This is a genomic window from Allgaiera indica, from assembly GCF_900106675.1.
Taxonomy (GTDB): domain Bacteria; phylum Pseudomonadota; class Alphaproteobacteria; order Rhodobacterales; family Rhodobacteraceae; genus Acidimangrovimonas; species Acidimangrovimonas indica.
Genome location: NZ_FNOB01000012.1, coordinates 85,715 through 109,228 on the forward strand (window position 1 = coordinate 85,715; position 23,514 = coordinate 109,228).

Annotated in this window: 28 protein-coding genes and 1 tRNA gene; 19 read left to right on the plus strand and 10 right to left on the minus strand. The window is 66.1% G+C overall.

Annotated features, from left to right (window positions below):
* Positions 1 to 136: 136 nt before the first annotated feature.
* Together BLV97_RS12335 and BLV97_RS20750 are read right to left on the minus strand one after the other, a co-directional pair.
* A complete protein-coding gene (locus BLV97_RS12335) occupies positions 137 to 1,096 on the minus strand; it encodes an L-malyl-CoA/beta-methylmalyl-CoA lyase (RefSeq protein WP_035846409.1) in 960 nt (319 codons plus the stop codon).
* Entirely contained in the window at positions 1,093 to 1,332 is a 240-nt protein-coding gene (locus BLV97_RS20750; protein ID WP_143037525.1) for a hypothetical protein, read from the minus strand. Before BLV97_RS20750 ends, BLV97_RS12335 begins: the two co-directional genes overlap by 4 nt.
* 52 nt (positions 1,333 to 1,384) lie before the next feature.
* Here BLV97_RS20750 and dgcN point away from each other — a divergent pair, with 52 nt between their 5' ends.
* From dgcN to queE, 6 genes are all read left to right on the plus strand, one after another.
* Positions 1,385 to 2,386 carry an N-acetyltransferase DgcN gene (gene dgcN / locus BLV97_RS12340; protein WP_035846445.1) on the plus strand — a complete coding sequence of 334 codons (1,002 nt, stop codon included), beginning with the start codon at positions 1,385 to 1,387 and terminating at the stop codon, positions 2,384 to 2,386.
* A gap of 74 nt (positions 2,387 to 2,460) precedes the next feature.
* On the plus strand, positions 2,461 to 3,423 hold the full coding sequence (gene dgcA, locus BLV97_RS12345; protein ID WP_035846414.1) for an N-acetyl-D-Glu racemase DgcA: 963 nt from the start codon (positions 2,461 to 2,463) through the stop codon (positions 3,421 to 3,423).
* Between the two features lie 29 nt (positions 3,424 to 3,452).
* Positions 3,453 to 4,313 (plus strand): D-amino-acid transaminase, encoded by an 861-nt coding sequence (locus tag BLV97_RS12350; RefSeq protein WP_035846415.1) that lies wholly within the window; start codon positions 3,453 to 3,455, stop codon positions 4,311 to 4,313.
* Between the two features lie 173 nt (positions 4,314 to 4,486).
* On the plus strand, positions 4,487 to 5,188 hold the full coding sequence (queC, locus tag BLV97_RS12355; RefSeq protein WP_035846418.1) for a 7-cyano-7-deazaguanine synthase QueC: 702 nt from the start codon (positions 4,487 to 4,489) through the stop codon (positions 5,186 to 5,188).
* The gene (locus BLV97_RS21415) at positions 5,189 to 5,542 is read left to right on the plus strand and encodes a 6-pyruvoyl trahydropterin synthase family protein (RefSeq protein WP_035846420.1); all 354 of its coding nucleotides are present in this window, start codon (positions 5,189 to 5,191) and stop codon (positions 5,540 to 5,542) included.
* On the plus strand, positions 5,539 to 6,258 hold the full coding sequence (gene queE, locus BLV97_RS12365; RefSeq protein ID WP_035846422.1) for a 7-carboxy-7-deazaguanine synthase QueE: 720 nt from the start codon (positions 5,539 to 5,541) through the stop codon (positions 6,256 to 6,258). Before BLV97_RS21415 ends, queE begins: the two co-directional genes overlap by 4 nt.
* A 270-nt stretch (positions 6,259 to 6,528) precedes the next feature.
* On the opposite strand, the gene BLV97_RS12370 is transcribed toward queE, so the two are convergent.
* Positions 6,529 to 7,296 (minus strand): DUF1013 domain-containing protein, encoded by a 768-nt coding sequence (locus BLV97_RS12370; protein ID WP_092164083.1) that lies wholly within the window; start codon positions 7,294 to 7,296, stop codon positions 6,529 to 6,531.
* Positions 7,297 to 7,420: 124 nt separating this feature from the next.
* On the opposite strand from BLV97_RS12370, the gene BLV97_RS12375 reads away from it, so the two are divergent.
* Positions 7,421 to 8,071 carry a ribonuclease T2 family protein gene (locus BLV97_RS12375; protein ID WP_035846447.1) on the plus strand — a complete coding sequence of 217 codons (651 nt, stop codon included), beginning with the start codon at positions 7,421 to 7,423 and terminating at the stop codon, positions 8,069 to 8,071.
* On the opposite strand, the gene BLV97_RS12380 is transcribed toward BLV97_RS12375, so the two are convergent.
* Positions 8,068 to 8,424, minus strand: coding sequence for an ArsR/SmtB family transcription factor (locus BLV97_RS12380; protein ID WP_035846452.1), 357 nt, complete (start codon positions 8,422 to 8,424; stop codon positions 8,068 to 8,070). The genes BLV97_RS12375 and BLV97_RS12380 overlap by 4 nt on opposite strands.
* Positions 8,425 to 8,653: 229 nt before the next feature.
* On the opposite strand from BLV97_RS12380, the gene BLV97_RS12385 reads away from it, so the two are divergent.
* The 7 genes from BLV97_RS12385 to BLV97_RS12415 all read left to right on the plus strand — a co-directional run bounded on the left by BLV97_RS12385 (position 8,654) and on the right by BLV97_RS12415 (position 14,397).
* On the plus strand, positions 8,654 to 8,983 hold the full coding sequence (locus BLV97_RS12385) for an AtpZ/AtpI family protein (protein WP_035846453.1): 330 nt from the start codon (positions 8,654 to 8,656) through the stop codon (positions 8,981 to 8,983).
* A gap of 2 nt (positions 8,984 to 8,985) precedes the next feature.
* Positions 8,986 to 9,735, plus strand: coding sequence for a F0F1 ATP synthase subunit A (locus BLV97_RS12390; RefSeq protein WP_035846454.1), 750 nt, complete (start codon positions 8,986 to 8,988; stop codon positions 9,733 to 9,735).
* A 44-nt stretch (positions 9,736 to 9,779) separates the two neighbouring features.
* A complete protein-coding gene (locus tag BLV97_RS12395) occupies positions 9,780 to 10,016 on the plus strand; it encodes a F0F1 ATP synthase subunit C (RefSeq protein ID WP_035846455.1) in 237 nt (78 codons plus the stop codon).
* Between the two features lie 113 nt (positions 10,017 to 10,129).
* Positions 10,130 to 10,684: a F0F1 ATP synthase subunit B' gene (locus tag BLV97_RS12400; RefSeq protein WP_035846457.1), complete on the plus strand. Its 555-nt coding sequence runs from the start codon at positions 10,130 to 10,132 to the stop codon at positions 10,682 to 10,684.
* Positions 10,685 to 10,688: 4 nt separating this feature from the next.
* Positions 10,689 to 11,264: a F0F1 ATP synthase subunit B gene (locus BLV97_RS12405; protein ID WP_035846458.1), complete on the plus strand. Its 576-nt coding sequence runs from the start codon at positions 10,689 to 10,691 to the stop codon at positions 11,262 to 11,264.
* 293 nt (positions 11,265 to 11,557) lie between these two features.
* A complete protein-coding gene (locus BLV97_RS20755) occupies positions 11,558 to 11,971 on the plus strand; it encodes a thioesterase family protein (protein WP_143037526.1) in 414 nt (137 codons plus the stop codon).
* Between the two features lie 131 nt (positions 11,972 to 12,102).
* Complete coding sequence (locus BLV97_RS12415; RefSeq protein WP_035846463.1) at positions 12,103 to 14,397, plus strand: glycosyl hydrolase family 28-related protein; 2,295 nt, start codon at positions 12,103 to 12,105, stop codon at positions 14,395 to 14,397.
* A 78-nt stretch (positions 14,398 to 14,475) separates the two neighbouring features.
* On the opposite strand, the gene BLV97_RS12420 is transcribed toward BLV97_RS12415, so the two are convergent.
* Positions 14,476 to 14,979, minus strand: a complete 504-nt coding sequence (locus tag BLV97_RS12420; RefSeq protein WP_035846466.1) for a HugZ family pyridoxamine 5'-phosphate oxidase — start codon at positions 14,977 to 14,979, stop codon at positions 14,476 to 14,478.
* A 447-nt stretch (positions 14,980 to 15,426) separates the two neighbouring features.
* On the opposite strand from BLV97_RS12420, the gene acs reads away from it, so the two are divergent.
* The 4 genes from acs to acpP all read left to right on the plus strand — a co-directional run bounded on the left by acs (position 15,427) and on the right by acpP (position 18,914).
* Complete coding sequence (gene acs, locus BLV97_RS12425) at positions 15,427 to 17,385, plus strand: acetate--CoA ligase (RefSeq protein ID WP_051646309.1); 1,959 nt, start codon at positions 15,427 to 15,429, stop codon at positions 17,383 to 17,385.
* A gap of 17 nt (positions 17,386 to 17,402) precedes the next feature.
* Positions 17,403 to 18,089: an adenylate kinase gene (locus BLV97_RS12430; RefSeq protein ID WP_035846467.1), complete on the plus strand. Its 687-nt coding sequence runs from the start codon at positions 17,403 to 17,405 to the stop codon at positions 18,087 to 18,089.
* A gap of 227 nt (positions 18,090 to 18,316) precedes the next feature.
* Positions 18,317 to 18,595: a hypothetical protein gene (locus tag BLV97_RS20760; RefSeq protein WP_143037527.1), complete on the plus strand. Its 279-nt coding sequence runs from the start codon at positions 18,317 to 18,319 to the stop codon at positions 18,593 to 18,595.
* Positions 18,596 to 18,650: 55 nt separating this feature from the next.
* The gene (acpP, locus tag BLV97_RS12435; protein ID WP_035846468.1) at positions 18,651 to 18,914 is read left to right on the plus strand and encodes an acyl carrier protein; all 264 of its coding nucleotides are present in this window, start codon (positions 18,651 to 18,653) and stop codon (positions 18,912 to 18,914) included.
* A 196-nt stretch (positions 18,915 to 19,110) separates the two neighbouring features.
* Here the strand turns inward: acpP and BLV97_RS12440 are convergent.
* Positions 19,111 to 19,185 (minus strand) — tRNA-Gly (locus BLV97_RS12440).
* Positions 19,186 to 19,308: 123 nt separating this feature from the next.
* On the opposite strand from BLV97_RS12440, the gene BLV97_RS12445 reads away from it, so the two are divergent.
* Positions 19,309 to 20,541: a glycerate kinase type-2 family protein gene (locus BLV97_RS12445; RefSeq protein WP_035846521.1), complete on the plus strand. Its 1,233-nt coding sequence runs from the start codon at positions 19,309 to 19,311 to the stop codon at positions 20,539 to 20,541.
* A 13-nt stretch (positions 20,542 to 20,554) separates the two neighbouring features.
* Here the strand turns inward: BLV97_RS12445 and BLV97_RS12450 are convergent, their stop codons facing one another.
* From BLV97_RS12450 to BLV97_RS12465, 4 genes are all read right to left on the minus strand, one after another.
* The gene (locus BLV97_RS12450; protein WP_035846470.1) at positions 20,555 to 21,793 is read right to left on the minus strand and encodes an MFS transporter; all 1,239 of its coding nucleotides are present in this window, start codon (positions 21,791 to 21,793) and stop codon (positions 20,555 to 20,557) included.
* Between the two features lie 213 nt (positions 21,794 to 22,006).
* The gene (locus BLV97_RS12455; protein ID WP_035846472.1) at positions 22,007 to 22,585 is read right to left on the minus strand and encodes a DsbE family thiol:disulfide interchange protein; all 579 of its coding nucleotides are present in this window, start codon (positions 22,583 to 22,585) and stop codon (positions 22,007 to 22,009) included.
* Entirely contained in the window at positions 22,578 to 22,736 is a 159-nt protein-coding gene (ccmD, locus tag BLV97_RS12460; protein ID WP_373296462.1) for a heme exporter protein CcmD, read from the minus strand. The genes BLV97_RS12455 and ccmD overlap by 8 nt, the downstream gene beginning before the upstream one ends.
* Positions 22,733 to 23,464, minus strand: a complete 732-nt coding sequence (locus tag BLV97_RS12465) for a heme ABC transporter permease (RefSeq protein WP_035846476.1) — start codon at positions 23,462 to 23,464, stop codon at positions 22,733 to 22,735. The genes ccmD and BLV97_RS12465 overlap by 4 nt, the downstream gene beginning before the upstream one ends.
* Positions 23,465 to 23,514: the final 50 nt, after the last annotated feature.

Sequence of the window (23,514 nt, forward strand, 5' to 3'; positions counted from 1 at the left end):
TCCGGCCGGACCGGGATTCGAAAGATGCGTCATTCTGGCGCACGCATCTGCTCGACCCTGCGCGATTTCCTGCCCTTGCGTCAATATGCCGTTCGATCGGGAATGCTGCCGGGATGCGAAAATCTCTCCATTTCGTTCAACCTCCGGCGATCATCTCGGATTGGCGCACGATCACCTCGGCCTGCTTGATGCTGGCGATATCCACAAGCCGGCCCTTGTAGACGGTCGCGCCCTCTCCGCGTGCCTTGGCGTCAGCCATCGCGGCGAGGATCTCGCGCGCCTCGGCCACGGCGGCCTGGGACGGGGTGAAGACCTCGTTGGCCAGTGCCACCTGCTTGGGGTGGATCGCCCATTTGCCGACCATGCCCAGCGTGGCCGAGCGCAGCGCCTGGGCGCGAAAGCCTTCGTCATCCGAGAAATCGCCGAACGGCCCGTCGACCGGCAGCACCCCATGGGTGCGACAGGCCGCGACGATCGCCGCCTGGGCCCAGTGCCAGGGGTCCGACCAGTGTTTCGTGCCTTCGTGTAGCATATAGTAATTTTCCTGCGTGCCGCCGATGCCGGTGGTCTGCATTCCCATGCTTGCCGCGAAATCCGCGGCGCCCAAGCTCATCGCCTGCAGCCGGGGCGAGGCCGCGGCGATTTCCTCGACATGGGCGATGCCGGCGGCCGATTCGATGATCACCTCGAAGCCCAGGCGCTTTTCGCGCCCCTTGGCGTGCTCGACCGCCGTCACCAGGGCGTCGACGGCGTAAAGGTCGGCCGCGCAGCCGACCTTGGGGATCATGATCAGATCAAGCCGCTCGTCCGCCTGCTCCAGCAGGTCGATCACGTCGCGGTACCAATAGGGCGTGTCGAGCCCGTTGATGCGCACGCTCAAGGTCTTGGTGCCCCAGTCGATGTCGCGCGTGGCCGCGATCACGTTGGCGCGCGCCGTGTCCTTGTCGGCGGGCGAGACCGAATCCTCTAGGTCGAGATTGATCACATCCGCCGCCGAACCCGCCATCTTCTCGAAGATCGCCGGGCGCGAACCCGGGCCGAACAGCTGGCAACGGTTCGGTCGGGCGGGGGGCTGGGGCTGGATGCGGAAACTCATGGGGCCTCACGGTAACGAAATTGCGTATTGTATAATTCGCGTGATAGAATGTTGCGCACCCCTGCGCAAGGTGCGATTTCGCGCCGCAGCATCGCATCCGCAGCAATTCGCGAATCCTGGGCCCGGCCGCGCCGGATCGGCGTATGTTGGTTTTGTGGTGCACGTTTCTTCGGCAGGAGGCCGAATTTGCGCAAAATCTTTCCGGCGAAAAGGGTCAGGATGGCTGACAAATCCAAGACATTCTCCGAAGTTGCGCGCATTCTTGCGCGAATGTGAGCGGAGGCCATGATGATCGAGACCCCCTATCTTCTTTTCCTCGGCGACGCGCCGGATGCCCTGTCGGCCAAGGTGGCCCAGGGCATCAAGGACTGGCGTCCGGAATTTGCGATCGGGCAATACCGGATGGAGGGCTGCAAGGCCGATATGAAGCTGCCCGACATGACCCTTGCCGATGCATATGAGGCGGGCGCGCGCACGCTGGTGATCGGCGTCGCGAACCGGGGCGGGGTGATTTCGGAGCGCTGGAAGGATGTGTTGAACAGGGCGCTGGAACAAGGCTTCGATATTGCCTCGGGCCTGCATAACCTGCTGCGCGACGAACATGACCTGGCCGAAACCGCGCGGCGCCATGGCCGCAAGCTGCACGACGTGCGGGTGCCGAGCGTGCAATACCCGATCGCCAGCGGCGTGAAGCGGACCGGCAAGCGCTGCCTTGCGGTGGGGACGGATTGCTCGGTCGGCAAGATGTACACGGCACTGGCGATGGACAAGGTGATGCGCGCGCGGGGGATGAAGTCGACCTTTCGCGCCACCGGCCAGACCGGCATCCTGATCACTGGCGAAGGCGTGCCCCTGGACGCGGTGATCGCCGATTTCATGGCCGGTTCGATCGAATGGCTGACGCCCGACAACGACCCCGACCACTGGGATCTGATCGAGGGGCAGGGCAGCCTGTTCCACGTCTCCTATTCGGGGGTGACGATGGCGCTGGTGCATGGCGGCCAGCCCGATGCGCTGATCCTGTGCCACGAACCCACCCGCGACCACATGCGTGGCCTGCCGGGCTATGAACTGCCCAGCCTGGAGGCGCTGCGCGACACCGCGCTGCAGTTGGCCCGGGTGGCAAACCCCGCCTGTCAGGTGGTGGGGATTTCGGTCAATACCCAGCACATGAGCGCGCAGGAGGCCGACGCCTACCTGGCCGCGACCGAGGCGCGGATGGGGCTTCCCGCCGTCGATCCGTTCCGGCATGGTGCGGAGTTGCTGGTTGACGCGCTGGCCGCGATCTGAACCGCCCAACGGGCGCCGCCTGCCGTTCTCGGTTCCCGAGGGGGCGGCGCCCGGCAAGACCACGGAGAGACCCCATGATCACCGTCACGCCCGAAACCTTCCGTCTGGCGCAGACCTTCACCATCGCGCGCGGGTCGCGCTCCGAGGCCAAGGTGCTGACCGTCCGGATCACGCGCGATGGCGTAACCGGCCTAGGCGAATGCGTGCCCTATGCGCGCTATGGCGAAAGCCTAGACAGCGTCACCACCCAGATCGAGGGCCTGCCCGAAGGTATCTCGCGCCGCGAGTTGCAAGAGGCGCTTCCCGCCGGCGCGGCCCGTAATGCCGTCGATTGCGCGCTTTGGGACCTGGAGGCAAAGCGCGCAGGCAAGCGAGTGTGGGATCAGGCCGGCCTGCCCGCGCCGCAGCCAATGGTCACCGCCTATACGCTGTCGCTGGACGATCCCGACCGGATGCGGGCCGAGGCCGCGAAGAACGCCCATCGCCCGTTACTGAAGATCAAGCTGGGCACGCCCGACGACATGCATCGCCTATCGGCGGTCCGCGCCGGAGCCCCCGACGCGAAGATCATCGTCGATGCGAACGAGGGCTGGACCACCGAGATCTACGCCGATCTGGCCCCGCATCTGAAGAAGATCGGCGTGGCGCTGGTCGAACAGCCGCTGCCCGCCGGCGCCGATGAGGCATTGGCCGAGATCGCCCGCCCGATCCCGGTCTGCGCGGATGAAAGCTGTCACGATCGCGCGACGCTTGCCGATCTTGCCGGCAAGTACGACATGGTCAACATCAAGCTGGACAAGACCGGCGGGCTGACCGAGGCGCTGGCGCTGCGCGATCTGGCGCGGGCGCAGGGCTACCGGGTGATGGTCGGCTGCATGGTCGGGTCGTCGCTGGCGATGGCGCCCGCGGTGCTGCTGGCCCAGGGCGCGGACTATGTGGATCTTGACGGCCCGCTTCTGCTGGCCGAAGACCGCGAGGCGCCCCTGCATTACGACAGCCGGGGCGTGCATCCCCCGCGCGCCGCCCTCTGGGGCTGAGCCCTGTGCCAACCGAAAGGACCCAAGCCATGAGCCGCATCGTCCATGTCAACGGCGACTACCTGCCCGAGGAAGACGCAAAGGTATCGATCTTCGATCGCGGCTTTCTGATGTCGGACGCGGTCTATGAGGTGACCTCGGTTCTGGGCGGCAAGCTGATCGACTTCGCGGGCCACGCCACCCGGCTGGCGCGCTCGCTGAGGGAACTCGACATGGCCGCGCCCTGTTCCGAGGACGAGCTGCTGGCGATCCACCGGGAACTGATCGCGCGCAACGATCTGGACGAGGGGTTGATCTATCTGCAGGTCAGCCGGGGCAATCCGGGCGATCGCGATTTCGCCTTTCCCGGGCCCGAAGTGAAGCCCACGCTGGTGCTGTTCACCCAGGCGAAGCCGGGGCTGGCCGACAACCCCGCCGCGAAGGTCGGCATCAAGGTGATCTCGATCGACGACATCCGCTGGGGCCGGCGCGACATCAAGACGGTGCAGCTGCTTTACCCTTCGATGGGCAAGATGATGGCCAAGAAGGCCGGCGCCGACGATGCCTGGCTGGTCGAGGACGGCTTCGTGACCGAAGGCACCTCGAACAACGCCTATATCGTGAAGGGCGGCCGGATCATCACCCGCAACCTGGGCACCGATATCCTGCACGGGATCACCCGCGCCGCGGTGCTGCGCTTCGCCCGCGAGGCACAGATGGAGGTAGAGGAACGCCCCTTCACGATCGAAGAGGCGAAGGCGGCGGACGAGGCCTTCTTTACCTCGGCCTCGGCTTTCGTGATGCCGGTGGTCGAGGTCGACGGGGCCAAGGTGGGCGCCGGCACGCCGGGCCCGGTGGCGGCCCGCCTGCGCGAAATCTATCTGGATGAAAGCCGCAAGGCCGCTATCTGATCGCCAAAGGGGGTGACAGCCGCGTGTGGCGATCCCTGGCGGTGCAGTGCCGGGGGTCGGATCCACCGCATTGACCCCGGCCCAGACGCGCGATATTCCCGCGCACCGCGGCGCCTGCTAGGCGCGCCTGTCCCGGTCGCAGCCCACCCGGGGATCAAAACAAGGGATCGAACATGAAGACCATCGTCATCTGCTCTGGCGGGTTGGATTCGGTATCGCTGGCCCAAATGGTGGCAGCCGAACACGATCTGACCCGCCTGGTGTCCTTCGACTACGGCCAGCGTCATCGCAAGGAGCTGGAATTCGCCGCCCGTGCCGCCGCGCGGCTTGGGGTGCCGCACGATATCATCGACATGCGCGGCATCGGCGCGGCGCTGACCGGCTCGGCGCTGACCGATGACATCGACGTGCCCGACGGCCATTATGCCGAGGACACCATGCGCATCACAGTGGTGCCCAACCGCAACGCGATCATGCTGGCGGTGGCCTTCGGCATGGCGGCGGCAAACGGCGACGACGCGGTCGCCACCGCCGTCCATGGCGGCGATCATTTCATCTATCCCGATTGCCGCCCTGCCTTCACCGAGGCTTTCGAGACGATGCAGAAGGCGGCGCTTGACGGCTATGCTGACATCCGCCTTTACACCCCGTTCGTGCATCGCACCAAGGCCGATATCGTGACCGAGGGCGCGCGCGTGGGCACCCCCTTCGCCGAGACCTGGTCTTGCTACAAGGGCGGGGCGCGGCATTGCGGCCGCTGCGGCACCTGCGTCGAGCGGCGCGAGGCCTTCCATCTGGCCGGCATCCCGGATCCGACCGACTACGAGGATCCGGATTACTGGCGGCAGGCGATCGCCGCGCGCGAGGGCCGCTAGATGTACCGTATTGCCAAGGAATTCGCCTTCTCGGCCTCGCACCAGCTTTGCCATCTGCCGCCCGACCATCAATGCGCGCGCCTGCACGGGCACAATTATGTGGTGGTGGTGGAACTGGCGGCAGAGGCGCTGAACGCCGACGGCTTCGTGCGCGACTATCATGACCTCGCGCCGCTCAAGACCTATATCGACGAATGCTTCGACCACCGCCATCTGAACGACGTGCTGGACGGGCCGTCGACGGCCGAGACCCTGGCCCGCCATTTCCACGACTGGTGCCGCGCGCGGTGGCCGGAAACGGTGGCGGTGCGGGTCAGCGAAACGCCCAAGACCTGGGCCGAGTACCGGCCATGACCGCCCCGCGCCCGCTGCGCATCGCCGAGATCTTCGGCCCCACGATCCAGGGCGAGGGCGCGCTGATCGGCGAGGCCACGGTGTTCATCCGCGCCGGTGGCTGCGATTACCGCTGCGTCTGGTGCGACAGTCTGCACGCCGTCGACAGCGCCTGGCGCGAGACTTGGGCGCCGATGACGCCTAAGGCGGTCTGGGACGAGGTGCTGCGCCTTTCGGGCGGGCGACCGCTGACGGTGTCGATCTCGGGCGGCAATCCGGCGATCCAGGATTTCGCGCCGGTGATCGCGCGCGGAAAGGCCGAGGGCTACCGCTTTGCCTGCGAAACCCAAGGCTCGGTCGCGCGGCCGTGGTTCGGCGATCTCGACACGCTGGTGCTGTCGCCCAAGCCGCCCTCCAGCAAGGAGACGGTGGATTGGAAGGCCTTCGCCGATTGCGTCGCGGCCGGCGCGGGGGCGGGCAGGACGGTGATGAAGATCGTGATCTTCGACGCGGCCGATCTGGCCTGGGCCCGCGCCGCCCACGCCCGACATCCGGAGCTTCCCCTTTATCTGCAGCCGGGCAATCCCGAGGTCGATCCGGAGCGGTCCGTCGATCCCCAGGCCCTGGCCGACCGGATGCTGTGGCTGGTTGAGCAGACCACGGGCGCGGGCTGGTTCGTTCCGCGTATTCTGCCGCAGTTGCATGTGCTTATCTGGGGCAACCGGCGCGGCGTCTGAGGGCTGCGGGCGCCGAAGGCGGGGGGGCTGCCCCCCGCACCCCCCGGCGTATTTGTGGAACAATGAAAGCAGGGAGGGCGTCTGGCTGGTCTTCCTGGCGCGCGGGTGGCGGGCATGGCGTTGCGAGGCCGGGGGGGGCGCGGCGGAGCGCACCAGCGGCATCCCCGAACGGTGCGGGCTGCGTGGCGTGAGGCGCTTGCCGCAAGGGGCGGCCGACAGGAGGCCGCAGGCGCAGGACGAGGGGGGTGGATGGGGGGGTAGGTGGTGCGATCAGTGCTGATCGTCTTCCTTGTCCTCATCGTCGTCGCCCCCGGGAAGGTTGAAGAAGCTGTCCGCATCCGAGAAGTCCGCGGGGCTTTTTTCTTCCTCTTCGGCGGTGTCGACGCCGCCCAGGGTGAAGGTTTCGAGCCCGGCGATCGCCGAGGGGATCTTCGGCTCGTCCGGCATGCCCAGGGATTGTTCGGTCGAGACCAGCTTGCGGCGTTCGTCATCGGTCATGACCGAGCCCTCGGCCGCCTTCTTGCGCGCAGCCTGCTGGACGGCTGCGTCCAGTTCGGTCTGCTTGCACAGACCCAGCGCGACAGGGTCGATCGGCTGGATGTTGGCGATGTTCCAATGGGTGCGTTCGCGGATCGACTGGATCGTGGGTTTCGTCGTACCGACCAGTTTGCCCACCTGACCATCGGTAAGCTCGGGGTGGAACTTCACCAGCCACAGGATCGCCGCAGGGCGGTCCTGGCGCTTCGACAGCGGCGTGTAGCGCGGACCGCGGCGCTTTTCCTCGCCCACGGACGCTGGATTGAACTTCAGCTTCAGCTTGTGCTGCGGATCCTTTTTGCCGCGCTCGATCTCGATCTGGTCAAGCTGGTTGTTCGCGATCGGGTCGAAGCCCTTCACGCCCGCCGCCACGTCGCCGTCGGCAATGCCCTGGATTTCCAGCTCATGCATGCCGCAGAAATCGGCGATCTGCTTGAAGCTCAGCGTCGTGTTGTCCACCAGCCAGACAGCGGTGGCCTTCGGCATCAGGGGCTTGTTCATCTCAGCCACTCCTTTACAAATCTCTCCCGTGCCGGGAAACGGCTGCGGCCCGGGGCCGCATTTCCTCGATGTCCGGGGAAGTCCGGCCCGGTATAATCCGCTTGGCCGCCGGAGGGAAGAGAAAATGCGCCTTGTCCTGGCCCTGCTGATCGTTCTGGGAGCGGTCCCGCCGTTCGCTTCGCCCGCCCAGGCGGTCGGAGAGCGCGCCGGACAGTTCGACTATTATGTCCTGTCACTGTCCTGGTCGCCCAGCTGGTGTGCCTTGACCGGCGATACGCGCAACTCACCGCAATGTCGGTCGACGCGGCCGTTCGGGTTCACCCTGCACGGGCTTTGGCCGCAGGACACGCGTGGTTATCCCAGCTATTGCCGTACCGCGCAGCGCGATCCCAGCCGCGCGCAGACCGCCGCGATGGCCGATCTTACCGGCACGCCGGGGCTGGCCTGGCACGAATGGAAGAAGCATGGCCGCTGCACCGGCCTGTCGGCGGCGGCCTATTTCGCCACCGCACGCCGCGCCTACGACAGCATCCGCATCCCGCAGGTCTTCCAGCGCCTGCACAAGGACGTGAAGCTGCCCGCGAAAGTGGTCGAGCAGGCCTTTCTGGAGGCCAATCCGGGCCTGTCGCCCGACATGGTCACCGTGACCTGCGAACGCGGCCGGATCGACGAGGTCCGCATCTGCCTGACCAAGAGCCTGCGTCCGCGCCCCTGTGGCGCCGACGTGGTGCGCGACTGCCGGCTGGGCGATGCGCTGATGGACGGGATGCGCTAGGGGGCGGGGGGGGCTTCACCGGCTTCGGAAGGGCGGTCCAACTCGCCCTCCAGGAAGCGCTCAAAAGCGTCGAGGTTCACCGGTTCGAACTGCCCGAAGCCCTGCATCCAGACCGAGGCGTCGCGCAATGCGTCGGGTTCCAGCTTGCACCACTTCACCCGGCCGCGCTTTTCCTGGGTGATCAGACCGGCGGCGGCCAGGATCGCCAGGTGCTTCGAAATCGCGGCCAGGGAAATCTCGAACGGCTCGGCCACGTCGGTCACGGCCATGTCGTCTTCCAGCAGCATCGTCAGGATCGCCCGGCGCGTCCGGTCGGCGAGGGCGGCGAAGATCTGGTCGAGGGCCGATGTCATGCGCGATCCTTGCCCCGGGTGCCTGCCATCGTCAACCGAATGGTTGAATATGTCCCGGCGCGGCGGCGCGCGCCTTGGGCACCTTCCCGGCGGGTTCCTCCTTGTCGCACCTCCATTTAACATTCTGAAAATAAATAATTTAATTTGGATCTCTCGGCTTCGTGAAGCATTGACTCCATGGCTGGCGCTGCGTAGGTTCCTGCCCGAACGATCCCGGGGGCGAATTTCGGTGGCCGATCCAGCCGACGAAGACCGCGTGAAGCGCTTGGAAGAACGGATCGCGGAGGCGAAGCGGGCCGCGACGCCGAAGCCGAAGCCCCGGATCGAGACCAATCTTGGCCAGGCGAACTATGCCTGGCGGATGGTGACGGAACTTGTGGCCGGTCTGGGGATCGGCTTCGTCATCGGATACGCGCTGGACGCCTGGCTGGGCACCAAGCCGCTGTTTCTGGTGGTGTTCATATTGTTGGGCTTCGCGGCAGGGGTGAACGTCATGCTTCGCACCGCCAAGGAGATGCAGAAAGAGGCGGAGAAACCCGCCGAACGCGAAGAGGGCTAGACATGGCGGCAGCGCAGCAAGGTTCGGAACTGGCGATCCATCCGATGCACCAGTTCCTGATCAAGCCCCTGTTCGGCGGGGACACGATCCATTGGTACACCCCCACCAACCAGACCCTGTGGATGGGGATCGCGATCCTGTGCGTCTATCTGCTGCTGGTCGTGGGGTCGAAGGGGCGGGCGATCATCCCGACCCGGGCCCAGTCGGTGGCCGAAGTCGCCTATGGTTTCGTCTACAAGATGATCGAGGACATCGCCGGCAAGGAAGGGCTGAAGTTCTTCCCCTACATCATGACGATCTTCATGTTCGTGGTGTTTGCCAACACGCTGGGCTTGTTGCCGATCGGCTTTGCCACCACCGCGCATTTCGCCGTGACCGGGACGCTTGCGATCCTGGTCTTCGTCTCGGTCACCATGATCGGTTTCGTGCGCCATGGCCTTGGCTTTCTGCAGCTTTTCTGGGTCACCGCCGCGCCGCTGCCGCTGCGCCCCTTCCTGGCGTTGATCGAGGTGATTTCCTACTTCGTGCGCCCGGTCAGCCATTCCATTCGTCTTGGCGGCAACATGATGGCCGGTCACGCCGTGGTCGAGGTCTTCGCGGCCTTCGCCGCCGTGGCGCTGATCTCGCCGCTGTCGATCCTGGGGATCTCGGCGATGTATGCGCTCGAACTGCTGGCCGCCTTCGTGCAGGCCTATGTCTTCACCATCCTGACCGTCGTCTACCTGAAAGATGCGCTGCATCCCAAGCACTGACGGTCCCCGAAATCTCAAGCCATTCCAATCCAAGGAGAAGTGACATGACTGGCGATATCGTTCAAATGGGTCTTTACATCGGCGCCGGCCTGGCTTGCGTCGGCATGGGCGGCGCCGCGATCGGCGTGGGCAACATCATCGGCAACTTCCTGTCGGGCGCCCTGCGCAACCCGTCGGCTGCGCCGGGCCAGACCGCCATGCTGTTCATCGGCATCGCCTTCGCGGAAGCCTTCGGGATCTTCTCGTTCCTGGTCGCGCTTCTGTTGATGTTCGCCCTCTAAGATCCCGCGACCCCGCCATCATCCGGTCGCGGGCCCAGATGGGCCGCGCACCGGTGGCGGGCGGGTCGGGCGGCTGATCGCCCGGCCGGGACAGCAGGGCACAGGAGGACGTCATGTCAACAGCAGCAGCAGCGGTCACCGCGGTCGCCGCAGACCATCCGACCCCGGCCACGGAAGCCGCGGGGATGCCGCAGCTCGACTTCTCGACCTATCCGAACCAGATCTTCTGGCTCGCGATCGCGCTGATCATCATCTACCTGATGCTCAACCGCGTCGCGTTGCCGCGCATCGGCGCGGTCCTTGCCGAACGCAAGGGCACGATCACCAACGATATCGCGGCCGCCGAAGAGCTGAAGATGAAGGCGCAGGAGGCCGAGAAGGCCTACAATCAGGCGCTGGCCGATGCCCGCAGCGAAGCGGCGCGGATCGTGGCCGAGGCCAAGGCCGAGATCCAGGCCGATCTGGATGCCGCGACGGCCGAGGCCGACGCCCAGATCTCCAAGAAGGCCGCCGAGGCCGAGGCGCGGATCGGCGAGATCCGGGCCAGCGCGGTCGATAGCGTGACCATCGTCGCCAAGGACACCGCGAAGGAACTGGTCGCGGCGCTGGGCGGCAAGGCCGACGCACGCAGCGTGACCGCGGCGGTCACCGCGCGGCTGAAAGGGTAGGGCGATGAAGAAGATACTGATCCCTTCGCTGATGCTGCTGGCGGGTCCGGCGCTGGCCGCGGGTGGCAGCGAACAATCCGCGCCATCGTTCTTTTCGCTGCAGAACCCGCTGCTGATCATCCTGATCGGCTTCCTGATCTTCTGCGGGATCCTGATCTATGCCGGCGTGCCGGGGATGATCGCCAGGATGCTCGACAAGCGCGCCGACCAGATCAAGACCGATCTGGAAGAGGCCCGTGCTTTGCGCGAGGAAGCCCAGACCATCCTGGCCTCCTACGAGCGCAAGCAGAAAGAGGTGATGGCCCAGGCCGAGCGGATCGTGGCCCAGGCCCGGGAAGAGGCCCAGGCGGCGGCCGAACAGGCCAAGGCGGATCTGCAAACCTCGATCGCGCGGCGTATCGCGGCGGCGGAAGATCAGATCGAATCGGCCGAGAAGGCGGCGCTGAAGGAAGTGCGCGACCGCGCCATCGCCGTGGCGGTGGCTGCCGCGGGCGACGTTCTGGCCAAGCAGATGACCAAGGAAAGCGCGGCCGAGATGATCGACCAGGCGATCGGTGACGTCGAGACACGCCTGAACTGAAGTCCGGAGGTCCTTCGCGGAGTTTCTCAGAACCCGGCCCCCGTGGCCGGGTTTTTGGTTTTTCGGGCTGTATGCCGGGGCGCGGCGGCCCAAATTCCTTCAGAAGGAATTTGAGAAAAGTCTTCCAAAGACTTTCCCGCGCGGCGGGATCTGGCAAAAGGGCTTCGCAATCATGCGATGGGCTAGGGGAGGAGCCGATATGATTGCGCGCAAAGGCCCGGAGCCCAGGGAGGATGCCGTGCCGCTTGCCATGATCCGCGAGGTCTTCATCACCTGCGCCGCCCTCCGACACATTGACTCGGTTCCTATGCGAGCGTCTGTCTGCATATCCAGTTTCTAGAATTCAAACTGAGACGCTGCCGAATTACGTCGCCGGCGATCACAGCTATTCCAGCGCCACGACCCATATCCTGCATCGCGACGAGGCCACGCTGGGCGATCGGCTACTGGAAACGCTGCAGGTGTTGCATGCCGACGAGAAACGCCTGCATGCCTTCGTGTACATCCTCAAGGACGGGCGAGCGATGGCGACGCTTGAGCAGATGCTGCTGCATGTCAACATGACGACCGGGCGCGGGGGCGGTAGGCCGGTCGGCGCGTTGCAACGGCAGCCCCCCCCGCCTCAAGGTGCCGCAGGTCTTTTGCGCGTGCCGGACACGGCTGCCAGCGCGCGCAGGGTTAAGATCCGGTTAGCAAGCCTCTGGTAGCCATGGGAGAGCCAGACGGTCGGGCTGGCCCTTTCGGACAGAGTGAATCCTTCCGGTGGTGCGCCAGCATCCACCGTGCCCTGTTCGGCTGCCCCGGCCCCGCCTAGCTGAACGAACATGGGGTAAGCTGAATGGATATCACGATCACCGACGGGCTGGTGCTGATGCCGCCGCCTTTTGCCAACGGGCTGGATACCTGGTCGCGGACTGACGGCACGCCGGGCTCGCCCACCTGGGCCGGGCAGGCCAATGCCGCGCTGGTCTCGGCAGATGCCGATTTCGGCGGCTGCCTCGAGATGGTGAAGACCGCCAACACCCAAAGCCTGCGCTACATGGGCAACACGCCGATCGTGACGGGCCTGTACCTGCGGGTAAAGCTGCGCATAAAGGCGGTGTCGGGCAACCTGCCCGATGTGCGTGTCGCCGCCTGGGCAGGCGACAGCGCGGGCAACAACGTGGCCGGGGCGGCGCAGGTCGGGCCGTCTGTCACGCTCACCTCCTATGGCGAGGTGGTCGAGGTCTCGGCGATCATCGGCGCGGGCAACCGCCAGGGCGTCGACATGGTCTGGGGCAGCCAGCCGGTCTTTGGCCATTTCGGCCTGGATCTGACCGGGCCGAACGGCGGCACCGTGCGCATTGACGATATCGTCATCGAGGACGCAACGGATGTTTTCGCCCGCAAGCTGATGGATTGGGTCGACGTGCGCGATTTCGGCGCCAAGGGCGACGGCACCACCGACGATTCGGCCGCCTTCGAGGCCGCCGACGCCGCGTCGCAGGGACGTTCGGTCCTGGTGTCCGCCGGCAGCTATTACCTGGGCAGTTCGGTGACGTTCGAAAGCAAGGTGCGCTTCGAGGGGACCGTGATCATGCCCGATAGCGCGACCCTGTCGCTGACGCGCAATTACGACCTGGAAACTTATGAGGCCGCCTTCGGCAACGAGTTGACCGGTTTCAAGAAGGCGTTGCAGGCACTGTTCACCTTCACCGACCACGCAACGCTGGACCTGTCGGGCCGCCGGATCGCGGTGAATGCGCCGATCGACGTGGCCGCTGTGGCGGGGCTGACAGGCCAGGGTTTCGAGATCCGCCGCGTGCTGCGCAACGGCACCTTCGACGTGACCACGTCGACCGCCTGGGACAGCTCGGTGGTGACCTCGCAGGCAACCTATGCGACCTCTGCCCCCAGAACGCTGACCGCGGTCGCCAATGTTTCCCAGATCGAGGTGGGAAGCCTGGTGCAGGGCACCGGCGTGGGGCGCGAGGTCTACGTCACCGCGCGCAATATCGGCGCCGGCACGCTGACGCTCAGCCAGCCGCTGTACGGCGCGGCGGGCGTTCGCACCTTTACCTTCAGCCGCTTTCGCTATGTGCTGGATTTCTCGGGGTTCTCGGCACTGTCGAAATTCGAGCTGCATGACATCGAATTCAACCTGAAGGGCATTGCCAGCGCGATCATGATGGCGCCGGACGGGATCATCTTTCAGGTCGGGGACTGCTTCTTCAACAAGCCCAAGGACCGGGTGATCACCTCGATCGACCGGGGCGACCAGGGCCTGCTGGTCGACAATTGCCAATTCCTGTCGAACGAGCAGGCGACGCCGGCGCAGAACCGGACCTCGATTGTTCTGAATGCGAATGGCAACGACGTGAAACTGCGCCACAACCGCGTGGTCAGGTTCGCCCATTTCGCGGTTCTGGGCGGGGCGGGAAACCTGATCTTGGGCAATCATTTCTTCCATGGCGACAACGAACTGAATGGCGTGCGCCGGGCCGGCGTGGTGCTGGCCTCGACCAATGTGAAGACCACGATCAACGGCAACTACATCGACAATTGCTCGATCGAATGGACCAATGAATACGACGCCGATCCCAATTTCACATCGGGCTTTTCCTTTGGCGGGCTGACGGTGGATGGCAACATCTTCACGGTGATCAACGTCAACCCGGCCTTCCGCTGGATCGTGGTGAAACCCTACGGCACGGACCATTTCATCCAGGGCTTCTCGATGCAGGGGAATGTGTTCAAGCCGCTGAACGGCGCGATCGACCGGGTCGAGATGGTGGATACCACCCATGCCGACCTGAACTATGCGCGGTTCAAGAACATCGTGGTGACGGGCAACAGCTTCAACTCGGTGAACCAGGTGATCTCGAATCCGATGACGATGGAATACAGCCAGAACACGGCCGCCACGGTGTGGACCATCAGCGCGGCGGGGCTGCTGCCGTTCAACGGGCGAGCGCGCAATGTCGTGGCGCTGGTGGCCGAGGGCATGATCCTGGGGCCGGCGGGCGAGCGGCGCGGCGACATGCCCTATACGCGGATCGAGCAGGGGGTTTCGAAACAGGATGTGACCCTGAACTGGGCCGATCCTTCGGCGGGCAAGGTGCAGATCACGATCCGGGTCGATACGCCGGTCTGACCGCGCGGGCGATCGCCGGGACATGAGGGAAGGGGGCCGTGGTGGCCCCCTTTTTCATGTCTGGCCGATTCGCCGGCGTCAGCGCCCCGGTGGCGGTTGCAGATCTTCCGGCGTCAGGATGAAAGCCTTGCCGAAGCCACCGTTCAGCGCGGCCCCCGTGGCCGAAAAGACCACAAAGCTGAAATCGGCGAAATCGGCGTAAAGCGCAGCCTTGGGGCGCTGCGTCAGGTAGTGGGCGCGCAGCGTCTGGTGCTCGGCGCTGTCGCGGTCGACGAAGCGTGCCGTGGCCCGAAGGCTCAGCCGGGGATGGGTCAGGGGATCGCCCCGGGCCCCCGGTTCACCGACCAGAAGCGCTGCACGGGGATCGGCGCGCAACGCCGCGCTGTGGGCCGCCAGCGACGAGATCAGCGTCATCGGCGCCCCGGAGAGTGTCAGCGTCAGCGCGACGCGGCTGATCATCGGCCCGGCGCCGGAAGGATCGGTGACAGCCAACGCCGCGAAACGGGCGTCGCGAAGCAGCGAAAGCGCCAGGGTGCGGGCAGCGTCGTCGGTGGGGCGGATCGGAGAGGGCGGAACGCTCATAGCGGGGATTTGACTTTCTTGCAGGCGCGCCGACACCTTAGGATTGGTCGGCATGCGCCGCAATCATCGGGAAAGCCGAGCGAATCGCGCGGTGCGGTGGCGCGGCGCTGTATCGGGGTCGCGAAATGGTGATCCGGCCGTCGCGCCGGATGCCGAAACGGGGCGGACCGAACCGCCCATGAAATGCTGGGGTGGCGGGACGCGCTTGGCAGGCTCGGAGGGGGGTAACGTAATGAAACTGCGTGCTATTTTGCCGAAAATGGTGAAAACGCCGGTTTTCTTTGCAGCGGTCAAGTGAATAAATTTACAGAAAAACCCATATCTGAAAATGGGTTACGAACAGATTGACGTTTGGCTAGAGTGGCGCCGGGATGAAGGCTTCCGGTTCCGGAAGCACCTGAATGAGGCCATGCGCCCCGGGGCGCAGGCAGGAGAGGAGAGGCATCGATGGCGGATCAAGCGCATACAATTCACCCCGTGCCGGAGGCATTCGCCACCGGTGCGCATGTCGACGCGGCGCGTTATGCGGAAATGTATCAGGCGTCGATCGACGATCCAGACGGGTTCTGGGGCGAACAGGGCAAGCGGCTGGACTGGATCAAGCCTTATACCAAGGTCCAGAACACCACCTTCGAATTCGGCAAGGTCGATATCCGCTGGTACGAGGACGGCGTGCTGAACGTCGCGGCCAACTGTATCGACCGTCATCTTGCCACCCGTGCCGAGCAGACCGCGATCATCTTCGAGCCGGACAACCCTGAGGATCCCGCGCAGCACATCACCTACCGTGAGCTGCACGAAAAGGTCTGCCGGTTCGCGAACGTGCTGCTTGCCCAGGGCGTGATGCGCGGCGACCGCGTGGTGATCTACATGCCGATGATCCCCGAGGCCGCCTATGCGATGCTTGCCTGCGCGCGGATCGGGGCGATTCATTCGGTCGTCTTCGCGGGGTTTTCGCCCGACGCGCTGGCCAACCGGATCAACGATTGCGGCGCCAAGGTGGTGATCACCGCCGATACCGCGCCGCGTGGCGGCCGCAAGACGGCGCTGAAATCGAACGCCGACGCGGCGCTTCTGCATTGCTCGGACAAGGTGCGCTGCCTTGTCGTCAAGCATACCGGTGACCAGACCACCTGGATCGAGGGCCGCGACGTCGACGTCAAGGCGCAGATGGCCTCGGTCGCCCCCGATTGCCCGGCGCGGCCGATGAACGCCGAGGACCCGCTGTTCATCCTTTACACCTCGGGCTCGACTGGCAGGCCGAAGGGGGTGGTGCACAGCTCGGGCGGGTATCTCGTCTTTGCCGCGATGACGCATCAATACACGTTCGACTATCATGACGGGGATGTCTTCTGGTGCTCGGCCGATGTGGGCTGGGTGACGGGGCACAGCTATATCGTCTACGGGCCGCTGGCCAATGGCGCGACCACGCTGATGTTCGAGGGCGTGCCCACCTACCCGGATGCCGGCCGCTTCTGGGCGATTTGCGACAAGCACAAGGTCAATCAGTTCTACACCGCCCCCACCGCGATCCGCGCGCTGATGGGGCAGGGGCCGGAATGGGTGGACAAGTACGACCTGTCCACGCTGAAGCTGCTGGGCACCGTGGGAGAGCCGATCAATCCCGAGGCCTGGGTCTGGTATGACGAACATGTCGGCCGTGGTCGCTGTCCGATCGTGGATACCTGGTGGCAGACCGAGACCGGCGGCCACATGATCACGCCGCTGCCCGGCGCGATCCCGACCAAGCCGGGATCGGCTACCAAGCCGTTCTTCGGTGTGCAGCCGGTGATTCTGGACCCGACCGACGGGCATGAATTGACTGAGACCGCGACCGAGGGGGTGCTGGCGATCAAGGACAGCTGGCCGGGGCAGATGCGCACCGTCTGGGGCGATCACGAACGCTTCCAGAAGACCTATTTCGAGCAATACAAGGGCTATTACTTCAGCGGCGACGGCTGCCGCCGCGATGCCGATGGCGATTACTGGATCACCGGGCGCGTGGACGACGTGATCAATGTTTCGGGCCACCGGATGGGCACGGCCGAAGTGGAATCGGCCCTTGTCGCCCATGCCAAGGTGGCCGAGGCCGCGGTGGTGGGCTATCCGCATCCGGTCAAGGGGCAGGGCATCTATGCCTATGTCACGCTGATGAACGGGATCGATCCCTCAGACAGCCTCAAGTCAGAGCTGGAAGGCTGGGTGCGCACCGAGATCGGGCCGATCGCCAAGCCCGACCTGATCCAATGGGCGCCGGGGCTGCCGAAGACGCGTTCGGGCAAGATCATGCGCCGCATCCTGCGCAAGATCGCCGAGAATGATTACGGCGCGCTGGGCGATACCTCGACCCTGGCCGATCCGTCCGTCGTCGATGAACTGATCGAGAACCGGATGAACCGCGGCTGATTGCCGGAGGCCCCGCCATGGAGGACATGACCGTGACCACGACACCTGCCGTCTTCATTCTGCTGGGCCCCCCTGGGGCCGGCAAGGGCACGCAAGCGCGTATGCTGGAAGAGGCTTTCGGCCTTGTTCAGCTTTCGACGGGGGATCTGTTGCGCGCGGCGGTCGCCGCGAGCACCCCGGCCGGCCTGGCCGCCAAGGCGGTGATGGACGCCGGCGGGCTGGTGTCGGATGAAATCGTGTTGAACATCCTGCGCGATCGCATGGCCGAGCCGGATGTGGCGCGCGGCGTGATCCTGGATGGTTTTCCGCGCACGGCGGGGCAGGCTTCGGCGCTGGATGCGTTGCTGGCCCGGACCGGGCAGCGGGTGACGGCGGCGATCTCGATGCAGGTCGACGACGCGGCAATGGTCGAGCGGGTCGCGGGGCGCTATAGCTGCGCGACCTGCGGCGAAGGCTATCACGACCGCTTCAAGCTGCCCGCGGTGGCGGGGACTTGCGACAAATGCAGCGGGTCCGAGTTCAAGCGTCGCCCCGACGATACGGCCGAGACGGTGGGCGCGCGGTTGGCGGCCTATCACGATCAGACCGCGCCGTTGATCTCTTATTATGCGCAACGCGGCGTGCTGCAGCGTATCGACGCGATGGGCGAAATCGACGCGATCCGAACCGCGCTGGCGGGGCTGGTGCGCGAACGGGTCGAATAGGGGCCGAACATCGGGGGCGGCTACCCACCGCGAAACCTTCCTGGCTGGCGTGCGCAACCGCCGCGCAGATCGTGCGGTGACCAGGATCGCGGATACCGGCGTGGTCGGTGCCGCCGAATGCGCAAGACCGCCACGACCCGACCAGGGAATGGCCACGGCGGGTCCTTCACTGCGCGATCGCGGCGTGGTCGGGGATGATTTCGCAGCCTTCATCGGGCGTGGCCGACATGGCCGTGGTGATCCTCAAGACGAAGGGGGCCGCGCGCCGCGTCATGGCAATCGGCGTTCACCCCCGGCCCTGCCGGTGCGCGGTTGCCGCACAGCCCGGGGGGGGGCGCCGTCGTTCGTCTTCCGGCCGCGCCGAAGGCCTGCGCCCGGCGACATCATTGCAAGACATGCGCGCCCTGATTGTGTTTCTGCCGACACCGCAAGCGATTCGTGCGCGAGATTTCGCCATCCAAGATAAGCGCCGGAAATATCGGGCAAAGAAACCCGCGGCGATTTGACCGGGCCCCGCTACCATAAGGGCCTGGATCTGTTCCTTCCCCCAGAGGAGGCATTATGTCGAAATTCATTTCAAAAGTCATCGATATCACGGCCAAAATGCTTGACCTCGACCCGTCGAAGGTCACCCCTTCCTCTCGTTTCACCGAGGATCTGGGCGCCGACAGTCTCGACTGCGTCGAACTCATGGTCGCTTTCGAGGAAACCTTCGCGCTCGAGATCCCGGAGGAGGATCTGACTGATCTGACCACGGTCGCCGCCGTCGCGGATTATCTGCGGGACCGCGACAACGCTGCGGTGGGTGTGCTTGCCGACGCCTGAGCGCGGTCGGCCGCACCGGCGTGCGATCCGCACCGCAAGACAGAGCCGCGGTCATGTCCGCGGTCCCCGCCGGTTCCATCGCCGCAGTCACCCCGGGATCGGCGACGCAAATGTCCCCGGCGCCATGCACTGGCCGCAATACGACGAAGGCCGCCCTGCGGCGGCCTCGTAACCATCTAATTTCCCTGCGGAAATTTGGAGCGGGCGATGAGATTCGAACTCACGACCCTAACCTTGGCAAGGTTATGCTCTACCCCTGAGCTACGCCCGCGTCCTTTGGTTCGGGGGTGATCTAATACCTGTGTTGCCGCGCTGCAAGAGGAAATTCGCCCCACGGCATCTTGCATCGCGCATGGCGCTGGACGGCGCCCGCGCGGGGCGGCAAGTTGGCGCCATGATGGATGCCACCAGATCCCCCCGCGACACCGCTCGTCAGTTGTTCATGGCCGGCGTGGCCGCCGCCGATCCATCGGGCGCGGTGCGCCGGGCACTGCAAGAGGCGCCGGTCGCGGCACCGCCCGGCGGGCGGCTTGCGGTGATCGCGGTGGGCAAGGCGGCGCTCGGCATGGCGCGGGCGGCGATGGCAGTCGCGCGGCCCGATTCGGTTCTGGTGGTAACCAATTACGAAAATGCTGCCGACCTGCCGGGGGCGGAGGTGCTGGCCGCGGGCCACCCGGTGCCCGACGCGCAGGGCGAGGCTGCCGCGCGCCGGGTCGAGGCGCTGTTGGGCCAGTTGGGGCCGCGCGATCGGGTGCTGGCGTTGATCTCGGGCGGCGGCTCGGCCCTGCTGCCGGCGCCGGTGCAGGGATTGACGCTGGAGGACAAGGCCCAGGTCAACCGGCTGCTGCTGGCCTCGGGCGCCGAGATCACCGAGATGAACCTGGTCCGACAGCAGCTTTCACGCCTCAAGGGCGGGGGGTTGCTGCGTGCGGCGGCGCCGGCGGGTGTGACGGCGCTGATCCTGTCGGATGTGATCGGCGACGATCTACGGGTGATCGCCTCGGGGCCCACGGTGGCGCCGATCGGCACCCGGGCCGAGGCGCTTGCGGCGCTGCGGGCGCGGGGGGTCTGGGATGACCTGCCCGAAAGCGTGCGCGCCCATCTGACGGCGCCCGCCGCGCAACTGGACCTGCCCGAGGCCGACAACCGGCTGATCGGCTCCAACCCGCGGTCCGTCGCGGCGATGGCGTCGGCGGCGCCTGAAGCTGGGGTGATCGAGGCCCCGCTGGTGGGCGACGTGGCCGAGGCGGCCGCGCGGATCGCGTCGCTTGGCCCGGGCACCTGGCTGATGGGCGGAGAAACCACCGTCGTCCTGCGCGGCACGGGACGCGGCGGGCGCAATCAGGAACTGGCGCTGCGGGTCGCGCTGCTGGCGCGGGACCGCGGCTGGGCGCCCGGCTGGGTGTTCCTTTCGGGCGGGACCGACGGGCGCGACGGCCCCACCGACGCGGCCGGCGGGATCGTCGACGCGGGCACTTTGGGGCGCATCCGCGGGGCGGGCCTGGACCCGGAGGCGTTGCTGGCGCGCAACGACAGCCACGCCGCGCTGCAGGCGGCGGGGGATCTGCTGATCACCGGGGCGACCGGTACCAATGTCGCCGATCTGCAGGTTCTGATCCGCCCCTAGCGCGGTTGCGTGCCTATTCGCCGGCCTCGCCCGGGGCGCGGTCGCGCGCCTTGCCCAAAAGCCGCCCGATCAGGAACGAGGTGCGCGGCACATAGACATAGGAGGTCCGCGCGACCGAGGGCCTTGCGCGCATCCGTGTCAGGCCGAAGACGATCAGCAGCGCATGGACCGCCATGATCAGCACGAACATCGCCTTCGGCCCCTGTGCCGCGATCAGCGCCGACATCACCACCGGGCTGGCGATGGCGCCGACGGCATACAGGAACATCTGCGCCGCCGACAATTCGACCCGCTGGTCGGGGCGTGCGTAATCGTGGCCATGGGCCGAGGCGACCGAATAGATCGGGATCGTGGTAAAGCCGAAAAGCCCCGCGCCGATCATCACCCCCGCCGTGCCTGCGCCCGACAGCGCGATGGTGGCGAAACAGGCCAGGATCGCGCCGATCGACAGCCAGACCAGGATCATCCGGCGGTCGTATTTGTCGGCCAGCCAGCCCACCGGGATCTGCGCCAGCCCGCCGCCGGCGACATAGGCCGCCAGGAACAGCGCGATCTCACCGGTCGACAGGCCCACGGCGATGCCGTAGATCGGCCCGACCATGCGAAACGCCGCCCCCGTGATCCCCGAGACGATCACCCCCATCGACCCCAGCGGCGAGCATTCGAACGCCAGGCGGGGCCGCAGCCGCGGCGCCGCCGGGGTCGCGGGCTGGTCGGCGCGGGTCAGGGTCAGCGGCAGCAGCGCGGCGCAGCAGAAGATCGCCAGCAGGTTGTAGGACATGTAGCTTGCCGGCGGCAGCACGCTGATCAGAAGCTGCGCGACCAGGCTGCCCGAGACGTCGACCACCCGGTAGACGCCGGTCGCGCGGCCCCGGGTTTCATTCGTCAGCTTGCCCTGCAGCCAGCTTTCGATGACCGTGTAACAGCCCGCGACCGACAGGCCCGAAAGCACCCGGAACCCCGCCCAGGCCATCGGGTCCACCCACATCATATGCGCCAGCATCCCGATCGCGCCGGCCGAGGCACAGGCCGCGAAGGCCCGCGAATGACCGATGGATCCCATCAGCCGCGGCGCCCACCAGCAGCCGATGAAAAACCCCAGGAAATGGGCCGAGCCGAGCATGCCGACCTGGGCCTTGGTGAAATGCAGCTCCAGCCCCGAGACCGCGTCAAGCGGCGCCACCCCGCCAGAGCCAAGCTGCAACAGCAGCACCGAGGCGAAGAGGGCGGCGAAGGAGATGAGCAGACGCATTGCGCGACTCGGGCGGCTGGACGGGACGTTGCCGGTCACACTGGCGTCACAAATGGGTAATGCCCAGACCCGATCGTGGGCCGTGAGGAAAAAATTCCGCCCCGCGCGGGCAGTGTTGGCGCAAGCAGGACGCGGCGTTCGGCCAGTCCCTGTTCCGGCCGGGTGCGGGGCCTCTTCGACCCGCAAGAAGGGGGGGGCGGCGCGGGGCGGGCCTCAGTTCGCCGTGCCGTCCGCCGGCGCCGGGGTGGCGGCGGTGCCGTCCGCCTTGGCACGGGCCAGGGCGGGTTCGATCATCTGGTGCCAGACGCTTTCGGTAATCGGGCCCGGGAAGCGCAGCAGCACCTTGCCTTGGCCGTCGATCACATAGGTTTCCGGCACGCCATAGACGCCCCAGTTGATCGCCATCTGCCCCCGCGCGTCGGCCCCCATCGCGGTATAGGGCATGCCGTAGCGGGCCAGGAACCCCAGCGCGTCGGCGGGCTTGTCCTTGTAGTTCACCCCGTAAATCGTCACGCCCGAGGCCGCGATCTTGGCCAGCGTCGGCGCCTCGGCCCGGCAGGGCGCGCACCAACTGGCGAAATAGTTCACAAGCTTCGCCTTGCCGTTGCGCAGCGTGGCATCGGTGAAGGGCGGAGAATCGCCCAACTGGGTCAGCACGACCGGAGGCGCCTCTTTGCCGACGATCATCGACGGCAGGGTTTGCTGGTCGCGGTTCATCGAGACGTAGAACATCACCGCGAGGCCCGCGAAGATCACCGGCGGCAGGATCGCCAGGGCGCTTATCCTAGCCATTCCGCGCCCTCCGCGCCTCGGCCTCGCGCAGCAGTCTGCGCATCCGTGCGCCACGCCACAGCGTCCAGACCACCAGCGCCACGATCAACGTGATCGCCGCGCCATAGGCCGACAGCACCGTGACCGCATATTTCCCCAGGTCCGGCATCACCCCATCCTCTCGCGCGCGATCAGCGCCTTCAGGCGGCGGGCACGAATCTCGGTCCGGGTGCGCAGCAGCACCAGGGTCAGGAAGAACAGCACCCAGCCCAGCATGCAGGTGAGCAACGGGAACAGAAACACATTCGCCATGTCGTCGCGCCCATCCAGCGAAATGCTTGCCCCCTGGTGCAGGCCCTGGTTCCAGAAATCCACGGCAAAGCGTGACAGGAAGGCGAAGACCGAACCCACCATGCACAGCACCGAGGTCAGATCGGCGGCGGTGTCGGGATTGTCGATCGCCTGCCAGAGCGCGATATAGCCCAGGTAGAACAGGAACAGGATCAGGAACGAAGTCAGCCGAGGGTCCCAGGCCCACCAGGTGCCCCACATCGGTTCCCCCCAGATGGCGCCTGTGATCAGCGCGACCAGGGTCATCACCATGCCCACCGGCGCCGCGGCCTTGGCGGCCAGCGCGCTGACGTGGTGGCGCCGCACCACCCAGATCAGCGAGGCGACCAGCATCATGCCCCAGCCGTTGATCGCGATCATCGCCGAGGGGACATGGATAAACAGGATCTTGACCGTCGATCCCTGCTTGTAGTCGTTGGGGGTGAAGAAGAAGCCCCAGATCAGCCCGCCCACCATGCACAGGGCCGCAAGTCCCGCGATCCAGGGCAGAAAACGGCCCGAGGTCTGCATGAACTTCTTGGGGTTGGCGTATTCCCAGATCGACGTCATGGCTCATTGTGTAGGGCGGAATGCGGTGGCGCTCAACTCAATTGCACGGG

Coding starts and splice junctions, on each gene's coding strand:
- BLV97_RS12335 (WP_035846409.1), bottom strand. CDS start 1,096: ATGAGTTTCCGCATCCAGCCCCAGCCCCCCGCCCGACCGAACCGTTGC.
- BLV97_RS21415 (WP_035846420.1), top strand. CDS start 5,189: ATGTACCGTATTGCCAAGGAATTCGCCTTCTCGGCCTCGCACCAGCTT.
- queE (WP_035846422.1), top strand. CDS start 5,539: ATGACCGCCCCGCGCCCGCTGCGCATCGCCGAGATCTTCGGCCCCACG.
- BLV97_RS12415 (WP_035846463.1), top strand. CDS start 12,103: ATGGATATCACGATCACCGACGGGCTGGTGCTGATGCCGCCGCCTTTT.
- BLV97_RS12405 (WP_035846458.1), top strand. CDS start 10,689: ATGAAGAAGATACTGATCCCTTCGCTGATGCTGCTGGCGGGTCCGGCG.
- BLV97_RS12420 (WP_035846466.1), bottom strand. CDS start 14,979: ATGAGCGTTCCGCCCTCTCCGATCCGCCCCACCGACGACGCTGCCCGC.
- dgcA (WP_035846414.1), top strand. CDS start 2,461: ATGATCACCGTCACGCCCGAAACCTTCCGTCTGGCGCAGACCTTCACC.
- BLV97_RS12465 (WP_035846476.1), bottom strand. CDS start 23,464: ATGACGTCGATCTGGGAATACGCCAACCCCAAGAAGTTCATGCAGACC.
- BLV97_RS12350 (WP_035846415.1), top strand. CDS start 3,453: ATGAGCCGCATCGTCCATGTCAACGGCGACTACCTGCCCGAGGAAGAC.
- BLV97_RS20760 (WP_143037527.1), top strand. CDS start 18,317: ATGGCCGTGGTGATCCTCAAGACGAAGGGGGCCGCGCGCCGCGTCATG.
- BLV97_RS12455 (WP_035846472.1), bottom strand. CDS start 22,585: ATGGCTAGGATAAGCGCCCTGGCGATCCTGCCGCCGGTGATCTTCGCG.
- acpP (WP_035846468.1), top strand. CDS start 18,651: ATGTCGAAATTCATTTCAAAAGTCATCGATATCACGGCCAAAATGCTT.
- BLV97_RS12400 (WP_035846457.1), top strand. CDS start 10,130: ATGTCAACAGCAGCAGCAGCGGTCACCGCGGTCGCCGCAGACCATCCG.
- BLV97_RS12445 (WP_035846521.1), top strand. CDS start 19,309: ATGATGGATGCCACCAGATCCCCCCGCGACACCGCTCGTCAGTTGTTC.
- dgcN (WP_035846445.1), top strand. CDS start 1,385: ATGATCGAGACCCCCTATCTTCTTTTCCTCGGCGACGCGCCGGATGCC.
- BLV97_RS12390 (WP_035846454.1), top strand. CDS start 8,986: ATGGCGGCAGCGCAGCAAGGTTCGGAACTGGCGATCCATCCGATGCAC.
- queC (WP_035846418.1), top strand. CDS start 4,487: ATGAAGACCATCGTCATCTGCTCTGGCGGGTTGGATTCGGTATCGCTG.
- BLV97_RS12375 (WP_035846447.1), top strand. CDS start 7,421: ATGCGCCTTGTCCTGGCCCTGCTGATCGTTCTGGGAGCGGTCCCGCCG.
- BLV97_RS12370 (WP_092164083.1), bottom strand. CDS start 7,296: ATGAACAAGCCCCTGATGCCGAAGGCCACCGCTGTCTGGCTGGTGGAC.
- BLV97_RS12450 (WP_035846470.1), bottom strand. CDS start 21,793: ATGCGTCTGCTCATCTCCTTCGCCGCCCTCTTCGCCTCGGTGCTGCTG.
- BLV97_RS12380 (WP_035846452.1), bottom strand. CDS start 8,424: ATGACATCGGCCCTCGACCAGATCTTCGCCGCCCTCGCCGACCGGACG.
- acs (WP_051646309.1), top strand. CDS start 15,427: ATGGCGGATCAAGCGCATACAATTCACCCCGTGCCGGAGGCATTCGCC.
- BLV97_RS12430 (WP_035846467.1), top strand. CDS start 17,403: ATGGAGGACATGACCGTGACCACGACACCTGCCGTCTTCATTCTGCTG.
- BLV97_RS12395 (WP_035846455.1), top strand. CDS start 9,780: ATGACTGGCGATATCGTTCAAATGGGTCTTTACATCGGCGCCGGCCTG.